Source organism: Rhodococcus sp. 14-2496-1d, from assembly GCF_002259365.1.
Taxonomy (GTDB): domain Bacteria; phylum Actinomycetota; class Actinomycetes; order Mycobacteriales; family Mycobacteriaceae; genus Rhodococcoides.
Window position 1 is genome coordinate 84950 of the sequence record NZ_NPFV01000016.1, and the last position, 12886, is coordinate 97835.

The 12886-nt window shown below is 64.3% G+C and carries 13 protein-coding genes; 7 read left to right on the forward strand and 6 right to left on the reverse strand.

Annotation, left to right across the window (positions count from 1 at the left end):
• Positions 1–64 precede the first annotated feature (64 nt).
• The 4 genes from CH296_RS11425 to CH296_RS11440 are packed head-to-tail and all read left to right on the forward strand — an operon-like array spanning position 65 to position 5219.
• Complete coding sequence (locus CH296_RS11425; RefSeq protein WP_094684783.1) at positions 65–1195, forward strand: PrpF domain-containing protein; 1131 nt, start codon at positions 65–67, stop codon at positions 1193–1195.
• Positions 1196–1240: 45 nt separating this feature from the next.
• Entirely contained in the window at positions 1241–2356 is a 1116-nt protein-coding gene (locus CH296_RS11430) for an ABC transporter ATP-binding protein (RefSeq protein ID WP_094681635.1), read from the forward strand.
• Positions 2353–4113 (forward strand): iron ABC transporter permease, encoded by a 1761-nt coding sequence (locus CH296_RS11435; RefSeq protein ID WP_094684784.1) that lies wholly within the window; start codon positions 2353–2355, stop codon positions 4111–4113. Before CH296_RS11430 ends, CH296_RS11435 begins: the two co-directional genes overlap by 4 nt.
• Positions 4113–5219 (forward strand): ABC transporter substrate-binding protein, encoded by a 1107-nt coding sequence (locus tag CH296_RS11440; protein ID WP_094646494.1) that lies wholly within the window; start codon positions 4113–4115, stop codon positions 5217–5219. Before CH296_RS11435 ends, CH296_RS11440 begins: the two co-directional genes overlap by 1 nt.
• 53 nt (positions 5220–5272) lie before the next feature.
• On the opposite strand, the gene CH296_RS11445 is transcribed toward CH296_RS11440, so the two are convergent.
• Positions 5273–5878, reverse strand: a complete 606-nt coding sequence (locus CH296_RS11445; protein WP_032395631.1) for a TetR/AcrR family transcriptional regulator — start codon at positions 5876–5878, stop codon at positions 5273–5275.
• 61 nt (positions 5879–5939) lie between these two features.
• Between CH296_RS11445 and CH296_RS11450 the strand changes: the two genes are divergently transcribed.
• Positions 5940–7475, forward strand: coding sequence for an acetyl-CoA acetyltransferase (locus tag CH296_RS11450; RefSeq protein ID WP_256980419.1), 1536 nt, complete (start codon positions 5940–5942; stop codon positions 7473–7475).
• Positions 7459–8268, forward strand: a complete 810-nt coding sequence (locus CH296_RS11455) for an enoyl-CoA hydratase-related protein (protein ID WP_256980420.1) — start codon at positions 7459–7461, stop codon at positions 8266–8268. Before CH296_RS11450 ends, CH296_RS11455 begins: the two co-directional genes overlap by 17 nt.
• A gap of 31 nt (positions 8269–8299) precedes the next feature.
• Here the strand turns inward: CH296_RS11455 and CH296_RS11460 are convergent, their stop codons facing one another.
• Both CH296_RS11460 and CH296_RS11465 read right to left on the reverse strand, forming a co-directional pair.
• Entirely contained in the window at positions 8300–9193 is an 894-nt protein-coding gene (locus CH296_RS11460; protein WP_094684787.1) for a serine hydrolase, read from the reverse strand.
• Positions 9190–10044, reverse strand: coding sequence for a LysR family transcriptional regulator (locus tag CH296_RS11465; protein ID WP_179277702.1), 855 nt, complete (start codon positions 10042–10044; stop codon positions 9190–9192). Before CH296_RS11465 ends, CH296_RS11460 begins: the two co-directional genes overlap by 4 nt.
• 103 nt (positions 10045–10147) lie before the next feature.
• Here CH296_RS11465 and bla point away from each other — a divergent pair, with 103 nt between their 5' ends.
• Positions 10148–11077 (forward strand): class A beta-lactamase, encoded by a 930-nt coding sequence (gene bla / locus CH296_RS11470; protein WP_094684789.1) that lies wholly within the window; start codon positions 10148–10150, stop codon positions 11075–11077.
• Between the two features lies 1 nt (position 11078).
• Here the strand turns inward: bla and CH296_RS11475 are convergent, their stop codons facing one another.
• The 3 genes from CH296_RS11475 to CH296_RS11485 form a co-directional block, all read right to left on the reverse strand.
• The gene (locus CH296_RS11475) at positions 11079–11531 is read right to left on the reverse strand and encodes a MarR family winged helix-turn-helix transcriptional regulator (protein ID WP_045198085.1); all 453 of its coding nucleotides are present in this window, start codon (positions 11529–11531) and stop codon (positions 11079–11081) included.
• 79 nt (positions 11532–11610) lie between these two features.
• On the reverse strand, positions 11611–12423 hold the full coding sequence (locus CH296_RS11480; protein WP_094684790.1) for a CoA ester lyase: 813 nt from the start codon (positions 12421–12423) through the stop codon (positions 11611–11613).
• On the reverse strand, positions 12420–12860 hold the full coding sequence (locus CH296_RS11485; protein WP_045200765.1) for a MaoC family dehydratase: 441 nt from the start codon (positions 12858–12860) through the stop codon (positions 12420–12422). The genes CH296_RS11480 and CH296_RS11485 overlap by 4 nt, the downstream gene beginning before the upstream one ends.
• Between the last annotated feature and the right edge of the window lie 26 nt (positions 12861–12886).

Below are 12886 nucleotides of genomic sequence, written 5' to 3' on the forward strand. Positions count from 1 at the left end.
AGGCTCCCTCGAATGTTCAACTCCAAGAACGTTTTCGAGAGTAACGATCGGAAGGTATCCGAGGATGTATTCACTGCGTGGCACGTGGATGAGGGGCGGGACCAGCAAATGCTGGCTCTTCAGCTCCGTCGACGTCGAGCCATTGATCGAACAAGCAGGATCTCTGGACGAGATTCTGGTCTCCGCCTTCGGATCCGGCGACCCCCGCCAGCTCGACGGCGTCGGCGGCGGCAGCTCGACCACTTCGAAGGCGGCCATCGTCAGCAGGTCCTCCGAGGACGGAATCGACGTGGACTACCTCTTCGCTCAGGTTGCCATCGGTGACCGAAAGGTGGAGTGGGGAAGTAACTGTGGCAACTGTGCCACCGCGATCGGCCTGTACGCACTGCAGCAAGGACTGGTGCCGATCGATCCGATCACCACCGTCGTACGGCTTCGTAACCGCAACACCGGTGCGGTGCTGCGAACCGAGATCGATACCCCGGGCGGCGTGGTTCCGACCGAGGGGTCGGCCCAGGTTGCCGGAACATCGGCCCTCGGCGTTCCCGTCGGACTGACGTTCATCGACCTGGGTGCCGATCGCACTCGGCTGCTCCCCACCGGGGCGGTGGAGGACACCGTGGAGCTACATGGATCGCAGTACCGCGGCACCATGGTGGTCGCCGGCGCTCCCGCTGCGTTGTTCGATGCATCCGACCTGGGTATGACCGGAGCCGAGACCGCCGCCGAACTGACCGAACGTGTTCCGCTACTGGTCGAATTGCGCCGTAGTGCAGCACTGCTCATGGGGCTGTCGCGCCCGCAGGATCCGATCACGCACGCAGTGCCCAAGGTCGGCATTATCGCGCCTCCGGTGGATTACCACCTCGAAGACGGAACGCTCGTCTCGGCCGGCGAGTACGACGTGTGCGTGCGCATGCTCTCGATGATGGCACCGCATCCGTCCATCGGCCTGACGTCGGCGGTCGCGGTGGCCGCTGCCGCAACCGTGCGCGGCAGTGTGGTGGATCGGGTCGTCCGCGGTGCGGTCACCTCGACGCTGCGACTGGGGACGCCGGCAGGTGTGTTGGCCGTCGATGTCGACATCGCTGCGGACGGCAACCTCACCAGCGTGACCCTGCACCGCGCTGCACGACGTATCGCGACAGCAGAATTGTTCGTTTCCGCTGCGGCAAGAGCACTTTCGATCGGATAGCTCGACCTGTAAACACGGCTTCGACGACTGAAGAAAAGGAAGATCATGAAGGTTAGCATCGAGAATCTGAGCCTCGCTTACTCGGGAAACACTGTTGTCCGCGACCTCGACCTGGAGATCGCCGACGGAGAATCCCTGGTGCTGCTGGGGCAGTCCGGCTGCGGTAAAACCAGCACGATGCGCTGTGTGGCAGGGCTCGAGACCCCAAGTGCCGGCCGCATCACCATCGGTGACCGCGTCGTCCACGACTCCGACAAGAACAAGACGATCCCGCCGCACAAACGCAACGTGGGTATGGTCTTTCAGTCCTACGCAGTGTGGCCGCACCGGACCGTGTTCGACAACGTGTCGTTCTCCTTGAAGATGCAGAAGGTCAACAAGACCGAGATGAACCAGCGCGTTCTCGAGGCCCTCGACCTCGTCGGGTTGGGTGAAATGGCCCACCGCGGAGCGAGCTTGCTCAGTGGTGGTCAGATGCAGCGGGTGGCGCTGGCTCGGTCCTTGGTGATGCGCCCCAGCGTGCTCCTGCTCGACGAGCCGCTGTCGAACCTCGATGCCCGACTGCGCGAACGACTTCGGATGGAATTGCGAGAGCTTCAGCTCCGACTCGGACTGACCACCGTCTACGTCACGCACGATCAGGTCGAGGCGTTCGCCCTTGCCGACCGAATCGCGTTGATGCAGAACGGCCGAATCGTGCAGATCGGTACCCCCGAGGACATCTACACCTCGCCGATGTCCGCCTCGGTGGCCGAGTTCCTCGGTGTCGGCAACATCTTCCGCGCCACGCCTGCCTCGGGCCCGCGCTCGACGATGGAGCTGACGGACTTCGGGCAGATTGCAGTGTCGGTCGATGCAGCGTCGGCGTCCGACGGGCCCGTCGTGGTGTGCCTGCGGCCCGAGGATCTGTTGGTCACCCCGCTGGACGATGCCGAGCCCGAGGGCCAGTCCTGGATGGGCACAGTCGATGTCGCCAGCTACCAGGGTGCGTCCATTCGATACCGCGTCACACTGGACGACGGCCCCGAGATCGAAGCCGTCGCCACCGGACACGCCAGCCGAATCCTGGGAATGGGAGAACGCGCACGGGTCACAGCAGTAGCCGGCGGAGCTCAGGTTCTCGTCGACGATCGCGTCGCCTCCGAGGCGGTGCCGGTATGAGCGCCCCCACCGACAATCGGCCCGTCACCACGACGAAGGCGCCGGTCGACACCCCGACACCCCAACGCAGGCCGGGTCCGAAGAAGTGGATTCCGACGCTTCTGCAGTTGGCTCTGCTCACCGTGATCGTGCTGTTCCCGATGTTCTTCATCGTGATGGGCGCATTCACCGACAACGCCGAGCGCACATCGCTGTTCGACTTCGGTAACTTCACCCTCGACAACTTCGCACTGCTCGGATCCTCGACGGCACGCAGTGCCCTGTGGAATTCGGCACTGGTGGGTATCGGGTCATCCATCGTCGCGCTGGCGATCGGGTGCACGCTCGCCTTCCTCGCAGCACGGACCAACGTTCCGGGTCGAAAGATGATCTACGGCATCGGTATTGCGCCGTTGTTTCTCCCGGCGCTCGTCGGGGCACTTGCCTGGGCACTGCTGGCCGGCCCGGCCACCGGTTACATCAACCTGATTCTGACTGCCATCGGTCTGCCCGGCTTCATCGACATCTACAGCTTCGGCGGAATGATCTTCATCCTCGGCATCTACTACGCGCCGTATCCGTTCCTGATGGTCCACTCTGCGCTCTCGTTGATGAATCCGGACCTCGAGGACGCCGCCAGTCTGCACGGTGCGAAGTTGACGAAGATGCTGAGCAAGATCACGTTCCCGCTCGTCATGCCTGCCGTGATCGGCTCGGGAATACTGGTTTTCGCGCTCACCGTGGAGAACTTCCCGGTGGCACAGGTGATCGGTGTGCCCGGCGGAGTCGACACACTGCCGACCCTGATCTACCGATTGATGAACGCATCGCCTGCCCGCGGTAACGACGCCGCCGCTGTCGCAGTGGTTCTCACAGTCCTGTTGGTCGCCGTCGTCGCGTTCCAGCAGCGCGCGATGAGCAGCAAGGAATACACCACAGTCAGCGGCAAAGGTGTTCGGGCGCGTCAGGTTCCGCTGCGGGCATGGCGTATCCCGGCTGCCGTGTTCGCGTGGGTGTACTTCACCCTCGCCGTTCTCCTGCCGCTCGTCGCCCTGGTGTTGGCGGCCCTGCAGACCAGCCCGTACGTCGCGAACATCGGTCAGCTCTTCGACTCGGGAGCGCTGTCGTTCTGGGGACTGGGAGAAACGTTGCGCAGTGCCGACTTTCACAGCGTGATGACCAACAGCGTGATCGTCGGTGTCGCGACCGCCGCGATCGGTACCGCGTTCTGCTTCGCCTTGGCGTACACGAGGTACCGCACGAACGCTCCGGGCCGAAAGCTGTTGGAGTACCTGGCGATGTTGCCGCTGGCTGTTCCTGCCATCGTGCTCGGCCTGGGTCTGCTGTGGACGTGGCTGGCGCTTCCACTGCCGATCTACGGAACGCTTGCGGTGCTGGTGATCGCGTTCGTGGCAGTGACGATCCCGCAGGGGTACCGCGGTGTCTCCGCGTCGATCATTCAGTTGGACAAGGACTTGGAGGACAGTGCCGTCATGTTGGGTGCACGGCGGCACCGGGCGATCTCGTTCGTCACCGCTCCGTTGCTCAAGGTCGGTCTGTCCTCGACCTTCCTGCTGCTGCTGATGCTGTCCATGCGTGAGCTCACCGCCGCGCTGTTCCTGTTCACCTCCGACACCAGGCTGCTGTCGATCGCGATCTTCGACGCCTACGACAATGGCTCGTTCCAGTCGGCTGCCGAGTTGAGCCTGCTGTACTGCGTCGTGATCGGTGTGCTCGCCGTCCTCTCGCGTCGCTTCGGATCCAAGGAAACTGTCTGATGAGAAAATTGGTTTCAGCAATCGCGTTGGGTATCGCAGTGGCAACGGCCACGGCCTGCTCACCGCCACCCGAACGCCCCGCTCTGGCTCGAGCGGCGGAGGAGATCGTCACCGACAACGGCCTCGTGATCGACGGCGAACAGATCGCCGATCCGGATCTGTGGACGCGGGCCCAGGCCGAGGGTGGCATCACCCTGTACAGCGGCTACACCGCGGTCACCGAGGCCACGGTGCTGAAGAACTTCGAGAAGGACACCGGACTCGACGTCAAGCTCGTGCGCCTCACCCCTAACCGGCTCTACGAGCGCCTGGTGGCCGAGTACGGTGCCGGTCGCCTCGATGCGGACGTCGTCAGGATTTCCGACGCCGGCTTCGTCAGCGGACTCAGCGAGCGTGGTGTGTTCCAGCCGTACACACCGCCCACGGCCGGCGAGCTGCAGGACGACGTGGTGTTCGACGGTGGCAACTACTACCGCACCTTCGATCCGATCTACACGATGGGCTACAACAGTGCGCTCATCGAGGGCGACGACAGGCCGGCGTCCTGGGCAGATCTTCTCGACGACCGGTGGAAGGGCAATCTGGGTATCGCTCAGGCCGGAGCCGGCGGTAGTGCACTGGCGCTGACTCGGTTCCAGCGCGAGGTACTCGGCGACGACTACCTCCGCGAGTACTCCTCGGAGGCAAGGGTGTTCGACTCCATCGGAGCTCAGCTCGATGCGCTCGCCCGCGGTGAGATCGAAGCAGGGACCGTCGTGGTGAGCAGCGTCAACATCGCCAACAACGAGAATGCGCCGGTCAACTTCGTGGTACCGGAGGAGGGACTGACCGCCTACGACTACTACACCGGGGTTGCATCCACAGCGAAAAACATTGCGGCCGCGCAGGTCTTCATGAACTGGAACCTCTCCAAGAGGGGACAGCAGGTCTTCAGTGATCTCGGTGAGTACTCCGTGCGCAACGATATCGACCCGCCGGTGATCCGCGGAATCGAACTGCCGAAGTTCACCGACCCCAAGGTCAACCGAATCACGCAGTCCGAGTCGATCGAGAACTCCGCCGACGACCAGGAGGCCTGGAACGCGATCTTCGGTTACAACGAGTAGTAGACCAGCTTATGTGCTGCCGCCGAGTCCACCGGACTCGGCGGCCGTACGTGTCATGTCGTGCCGATGCCATCCAGGACCGCGTCGACCAGGTTTTCGGCGTAGGCGCGGTCGGTCTCGGCTCTGTCGGCATCGGAGCGATGCGAGAAGATGACATGGCTGAATACCGCTCCGGTCACCAGTTCGAGGATTCGGGTGGTATCGGCGGACTCCGGTAGTTCACCTCTAGCCTGAGCTCGATGAACGATGAGGCGCGCTGCGACCAGTCGGCTCCGATTGAGAGTGTCGATCATGTGTCCGAGAAGATCGGGGTGCACCCGCGCATCGAGGGCGACCCTCAGACTGACCAGACCAGCTGTCCCTCTGTAACCGTGCAGAAGCTGCACTGCCAGTTCGACGAGATCCGCCCGCAGCGTACCGAGATCGATCGGCGTCGCGAGTGGACTCCTGGCTTCCAGCGCATCGACGACCAAGGCCCCCTTGGATTCCCAGCGACGATAGAGCGCGGCTCGACCGACCGAAGCACGGCGGGCAACGGCGTCGAGTGTGAAACCGGACCAACCCTTTTCCCAGTACACCTCGAGCACCGCGTCGTAGACGCGGTCTTCCAGATGCGGATCGCGAGGACGTCCTCGTCGGCTCTTGGCTTCGTCGGTCACCCCCGGATTGTCGCACCTGGTGGCATTGCGGACAATCTCTGTCTGTAATAGGTTTGCGTCCATGAGTGCTGTACGCCAGGAGGCGTCGACGGTGGATCCGACGCGTATTCCGGTGATCGTGGCTGTCGGTGAGACAAGCGGCCGCGGCGAACCCGTGGGCGTCGAACCCATGGAACTGATCACGCTCGCTGCGACTGCGGCAGTCCAGGACTCGCCGACCTCGGAGCCGTGGCTTCGCCGCGCGGACAGCATCGCGTTCTGCCATATCGCCAGCTGGGCCTACGCCAGTCCCGCCGCGGCGCTGGCACGTATCTTCGATGCCACACCAGCAGACGTGTTCGACGCTCCGATCGGTGGACAATGGCCGGCCCGACTCCTCGATCGCGCGGCTGCACGCATCGCTTCCGGAGAGTCGACGGTGGCAGTGATCGCAGGCGGTGAAGCCCAGGCCTCGGTGAGCGCACTGGTCAAGGCAGGTCGAGACCCCGTCGACGACGGCGGGTGGAGCACCGATCCGGGCGGTCCGCCCACCTTCGACCTCGATCAACTCGGCAGCGCTGCAATGCAAGAAGCCGGTCTGATCTCACCGGTCCGGATCTATCCGTTGTTCGAGAGTCGATTTCGCTTCGAGTCCGGCGTGGATCCGGTAACGCGGCAGGCCGAGTGCAGCGAGCTGTATGCGACATTCTCCGTTGTCTCCGAGAAGAATCCGTACTCGTGGAACGGAAGAGCGAGGACGGCTGCGGACATCGGAGCGCCGTCGCCGAAGAACCGCATCGTGTGCGAGCCGTATCCGCTGTCGATGAACGCCATGCCGTTCGTCGACCAGGCGGCGTGCATCGTTGTGACGAGCTTGGCCGAAGCCCGCGAACGTGGCGTGCCCGAGAGCGACATCGTCTACGTCTGGGGCGGTGCCGGTGCCGAGGACACGGTCGACATTCTCGACCGCAGTAGTTTCGGCCGGTCCCCAGCGATGGAAGATACGATGGATCGGGCGTTGCACGGCGCGGAGATCGGGGTCGAGCTACTGGACGTGTTGGACGTCTACAGCTGCTTCCCGATCGTGCCGACCCTCGCAACACGCCACCTCGGGACGCCGAAGTCGTTGATTCCCAGCGTGACCGGCGGGCACTCCTCTTTCGGCGGGCCGCTCAGTAGTCATTCGCTGCATTCGATCACCGCATCGGTTCGGGAGATTCGTGGCGGGAAGAGCCTTGCGCTGGTGCACGCGAACGGCGGCTATCTGACGTACCACCACTCCGTGCTGTTGGCCGGCGACCAACATCCGCTCGGCTACACCGGAAATCCCGAACCTGCAGTGCTGAACTCGGATCCGCCAGCGCGAGCACCTGTCGAGGACGGGGATCTCGTGGTGGAGACTGTCTCCGTCGAGCATTCACGGCAGCAGGAACCGAACCAGGCCTTCCTCGTCGGGAGGGACGAGCGCGGACGACGCGTTGCCGCGCAGACGGCACCCGGAGACACGGCCAGTGCGCATGCGTTGTCCCTCTATCGAAGCGAACCTGCACGCGAAATCATCGGAGCAACAGTCAGTGTCGAGTCGAACGAGGGGAACATTCGTGTCCGAGGCCGATAGCATCGAACCTGTTGTACTGGCGAGGCGTGAAGGTCATGTTCTCGTCGTCACGATCAACCGACCGAAAGCTGCCAACAGCATCGACGCACGCGTGCACACGCTGCTCGGGCAGGCCTGGGAGTCGGCCGAGGCCGACCGCGACATCCGTGCCATCGTCTTGACCGGTGCGGGATCGGCGACCTTCTGCGGGGGTGCCGATCTGAAAGCCCTCGGCGCCGGAGGCCCCGGCGCCGTGACCCCGCCCGAGACCGAGCATTGGGGGTTCGCCGGGATTGTCCAACACCCGATTTCGGTTCCGATCATCTCGGCGGTGAACGGGTCGGCGATGGGAGGTGGAACCGAGATCGCTCTGGCCTCGGATATGGTCGTCGCCTCGGACACGGCAGTATTCGGCCTACCCGAGATTCGCCGCGGACTCGTCGCCGGTGCTGGGGGAGCCTTCAGGCTCATGACTGCGGTGCCGGAACACATTGCGTTGGAGATGATCCTGACGGGCCAGCCGATCTCCGCGCAGGAGGCTGCACGATGGGGATTGGTCAACCGGGTTGCCGCGCCCGACGACGTCCTCGATACGGCACTCGGTCTCGCTCACCTGTGCACGGAGGGTGCGCCGCTCGCGGTGCGCGCATCCAAGCGGCTCGCTCGACGTATCTCCGACGGCACCATCGCGCACGAGGAAGAATCGTGGGCGCAGAACCGTCGGGAATTGGATCGACTCGCCACCACGAAGGACGTCATCGAAGGAATCACCGCATTCCTGCAGAAACGCGATCCGACCTGGACCGCGCAGTGACCGCTCGGACCCGCGAACCACTGGGGTCTACTCAGCGCGAAGCCTGACGTACTGCTGTCACTGCGATTCTGGCCGCATGGCCGATGGCCTGATCGACCAGCGGGAGGTTCAGGTCCATCCGCGCTGCCCTGGTGAACACCGACACCGCGACGGGCGTCTCGCCTGGAAACGACACCACGGCGACCTCGTTGCGAATGGGCCCGATGGTGCCGGTCTTGCCCGCGACCTGCACATCCGGGTACGGGATTCCGCTACGAATCCTGTGCGGCCATACCTGCTGAGACAGAACCTCCTTCATGCACCGGCACTGCGCCGGCGATGCCGCGGTGCCCAGCCAGACCGAGCGCAGAACGGTGTTGCTGTCACGGGGTGTGGTGCAGGAGGTGTACGCCGGATCGAAGCCCGAGCTGTCGACCACTGTGTAATTGCTGGCCAGTAGACCCACCGCTTCGTCCGCGTTCAACCGGCCGGTATCACGGACGATCTGATCACCCAGTTGTTTCGTGCCACCGACGATGCGCGTGTGTTCGAGTCCGAGATCGTCGATCACTCGGGCAACTGCATCGAGCCCCACTGCGCCGAGAAGTGCGTCGGCAGCGGCGTTGTCGGAGACGGTGATCATCGAGCGTGCGATGTCTCGCCAACTCATGCTCACCGGATCCGCGAAACTTGCGATACCGGTCGGCCCGGGACTGCACTGTGCCGGAACGAGTCGCACCGAATCGGTTGCAGTCAAGGATCCTTCGTCGAATGCGCGCGCCGTGGCAACGAGCAGCACGATCTTCCACACCGACGCGGCGACGACGGGGTCGTCTCCCTCGTAGTCGACGACCGTGCCCGTGCCGTCGATCCGCTCGGCGCGCACCCAACCACGACAGCCTGCGTCGGCGAATATGGCGCGCAGCTGTTCGTCGGTCGTAGTCACTTGCCGGCCTGCAACAGGATTCGGTCGATGAGATTCACCAGAGACTCGGCCTCATCGTTGCGGCGCACGATACGCACCCGCAGGGCAACGTCGTCGGAAGAGAGGTCGAGATGTTCGGTGCCAGGCAGTACCGGACTCGCGGCAGGTACGAGCCCGAAACATCGACCTGACGCAACCCCGATCGTGGCGGCGCGAAAGGTGTTCGCAACGAACACCTCTGGATCGAGGGCGTGGCGCCGAAACGCATCGAGCAGCAGGTCGTGTGCAGGTGGATTCGCAGCCCGCGGTGTGGTGGCGAAGGCGAGGTCGGACAACATGGTCAGTCGCGGCCGCGCCGCTCGGGCCGACCTGTGACCGACTGGAACGCTGACCCGCCGGGGTAGCGCAATCACTGGTCCGGCCACCAGTCGATCGAGTACCACCGGGTGATCGATCACGGCAACATCGAGTTCGTGTGATCTGACACGGTCCAGCAAGGACACTGCTCCGCCTGTCTCCACCCGCGCTTGGACTCCGACGGACGCGGCGATACGTGCGGCCAGTGCATCGTCCAGTTGGGGAATGAGGCCGATGCGGACCGTCTCGGACGCGGTGAGCGACTCCGCCGTGGTGGTCAATCGGCGTGCATCGTCGACGATCAAGCGAGCCCGTGGCAACAGTGCAGCCCCGTGTTCGGTGATGGCTGCACCGTCGGGTGTTCGCTCTACGAGTACGAGACCGAGGTGCTTCTCCAAGGTCTTGATCGCCCGAGACACGGGTGGCTGCGTCACCCGCAGAGTCGCAGCTGCGCGGCCGAAGTGGCGTTCCTCGGCGACGGCGACAAAATACTCGAGATGGCGAACAAGATCCATCGACCTATTGAAACACGTCCACCAGCCGCGATACCGAAGAGGAATGACGATGCCATGCCTCGGGACTTGGCCCGGAGGCAAGAGGGTGTGATCGCATGACCCCATGCGTACCTCGACATCCACCCGACTGATCACCGTGATTGCGGCGGCGACGCTGACCGCCGGCGTGGCCTGTTCCTCGACGGCCTCCACCGAACCGCCGCGATCCGACACGGGCAGTGCCCAGTCCACGAGCGAACAGCCCAGTGCCGAGCAGGCGTATCTCGAGCTCGAGGCCAGGGATACCGCGCGGCTCGGCGTCAGTGTGCTCGATCTCGAGACCGGTTCCACGCAGAGTTACCGCGGGGGCGAACGTTTCGCGTTCTGCTCCACCTTCAAGGTGTATGCCGTCGGTGCCGTACTCGCCGCCGTCGATGCAGGCAGGTTGCAGCTCACCGATACCCGAACGATCACCGCCGAGGACAAGGTGCCCGAATCCGCGGTCGATTGGGAGCCTGGCTCGGTCGTCACCATCGCAGACTTGGCAGTGGCCGCACTGACCAAGAGTGACAACACATCCGGCAATCTCTTGATTCGCGAGGCAGGCGGCACCGCGGCGCTCACCGACTTCGCACGATCACTCGGTGACACCGAGTTTCGCCTCGACCGCATCGAGCCGGAATTGAACACGGCGATCCCGGGTGATCCACGGGACACCACAACACCCGACTCGCTGGCCGCCGGCTACCGAACCCTGCTCGACGGCGACGTTCTGACCGAGGCCTCGCGCAAGCAGCTGCTCGAGTGGATGGGCGACACCGAGACGTCCGCCGCCCGGTTCCGGGCGGGCATTGCGCCACAATGGACTTCGGCCGACAAGACCGGCACCGGAAGCTACGGCGTATCCAACGACGCCGGACTGCTGCTCGGGCCGGACGGGCAGAGGATCCTGCTGGTCGTGCTCAGTGCGACCACGTCCGGGGTGGAAGACTCGCCTGCCATGAATCCCTTGGTGGCCGACGCGACCAGAGCAGCCGTGCAACAGGTGGAGTGAATCAGCTTGCTGCGCGTCGAACGGCGTCGACCAACGGAACGAGATCCGGCTCGTCGGATGCGTCGTCGAGAGCCTCGCGCAACGCCGCATCGTTGGTCGGCCGCGCGGCCTCGAGCAGGGCCAGGCCTTCTTCGCTGACGTCGGTGTAGATGCCGCGTCGATCGGTGGGGCACAGGTATCGCGTGAGCAGCCCCCGATCCTCGAGGCGAGTGACGAGGCGAGTCGTGGCGCTCTGGCTCAGTACGACGGCATCGGCCACCTGCTTCATTTGCAGGTGGCCGCCGACCCCGTCGTGCTGCCTGCCCAGGACGTCGAGCAGCCAGTACTCACGCGCGCTGAGATTGTGGTTGGTCTGTAGCGCACGCTCGATGCGGCTTTCGATACGTCCGTGCAGGACGGAAAGCGCAAGCCAATTCTGCGCAAGGGCAGTCAGGGCGGGGTCGTGTGCGCTCATGTGTCGTGCCTCTCGGTACCTGTACTCGTGACCACCCACCATACCGCGCCGGCAATTAACGGCGCGTGCAAGTACTCGGCTAGGAGAGGGAACTGCGCGCGACGATGCGTCGAGCATGCGCCAGTACCGGGGCATCGACCATCTGACCACGAAAGGTGAACACTCCGCGATTGTGCGAGACGGCGTCGAGCACGGCGGTGGCCCAGTCGAGTTCCTCAGCAGTGGGTGCATGGGCCTGGCGAATGACGGGGATGTGGCTCGGATGAATGGCCACCTTTCCGTCGAAGCCGACGGCAACGGCGTCGTCGGCCTCCGCGCGCACCCCGTTGAGGTCGGGGATGTCGAGGAACACCGAATCGAGCGCGAACACCCCGCGTGCCTTCGCGGCCAGTAGCGTTTGCGACCGAACATGCTGTGCGACATCGCGGTACGAGCCGTCGGCCTGCCTGCTCGAGTTACCGCCCATGGCGGCCACCAGATCCTCGGCACCCCACATGACACCGATCGCATTGTCGGCGGAGAGGGCGTCGAACACCGTCATCGCACCGAGCGGGGACTCGATGAGCGCGACGACATTCAGCGGAGCCAGGGCCGCGATCTGTTCGGCCGATTCACATTTGGGGAGCATGACGGTCGTGTATCCGGTGCGCGTCAGCGCCTCGAGGTCCGCAGCCTGTTCGTCGGTGCCGTGTGCGTTGACTCGAACGATAGTGCGCGACGGGTCCAGTGGGGTAGTGGCCACGGACTCACGAGCACCCGCTTTGTCCGCTGCACCGACGGCATCCTCCAGATCGAGAATGACCACATCTGCTCGCGCTGCGGCCTTCTCGTAGCGCTCGGGACGGTCGGCCGGGCAGAACAGCCACGCCGGCCCCGGCGGAACCCAGCTCACGACGCGTCCTCCGGTGGTTGCATGCGGACGAGCGTCTTGCGCACCGCCACTGCGACGATGTCCCCGTGCTGATTACGGCCGGTGTGCGTGAACGTCACGATGCCCTCGCCGGGTCGGGACTTCGATTCGCGTTTGTCCGAGATCACGGTCTCGGCGTACAGGGTGTCGCCGTGGAACAGGGGCTTGGGAAACGACACCTCCGAGAAGCCGAGGTTCGCCACGATGGTGCCCTGGGTCAACTGCGTCACCGACAGTCCGACAAGGGTGGAGACGGTGAACATCGAATTCACCAGACGCTGGCCGAACGCTGTCGTCTCGCTGTAGGCGGCGTCGAGGTGCAGGGCCTGAGTGTTCATCGTCTGCGTGGTGAACAGGGTGTTGTCGGCCTCGGTAATGGTGCGGCCCGGCCGGTGCTCGTAGACGGTGCCGAGCTCCATCTCGTCGAACCACAGGCCGCGCTGGC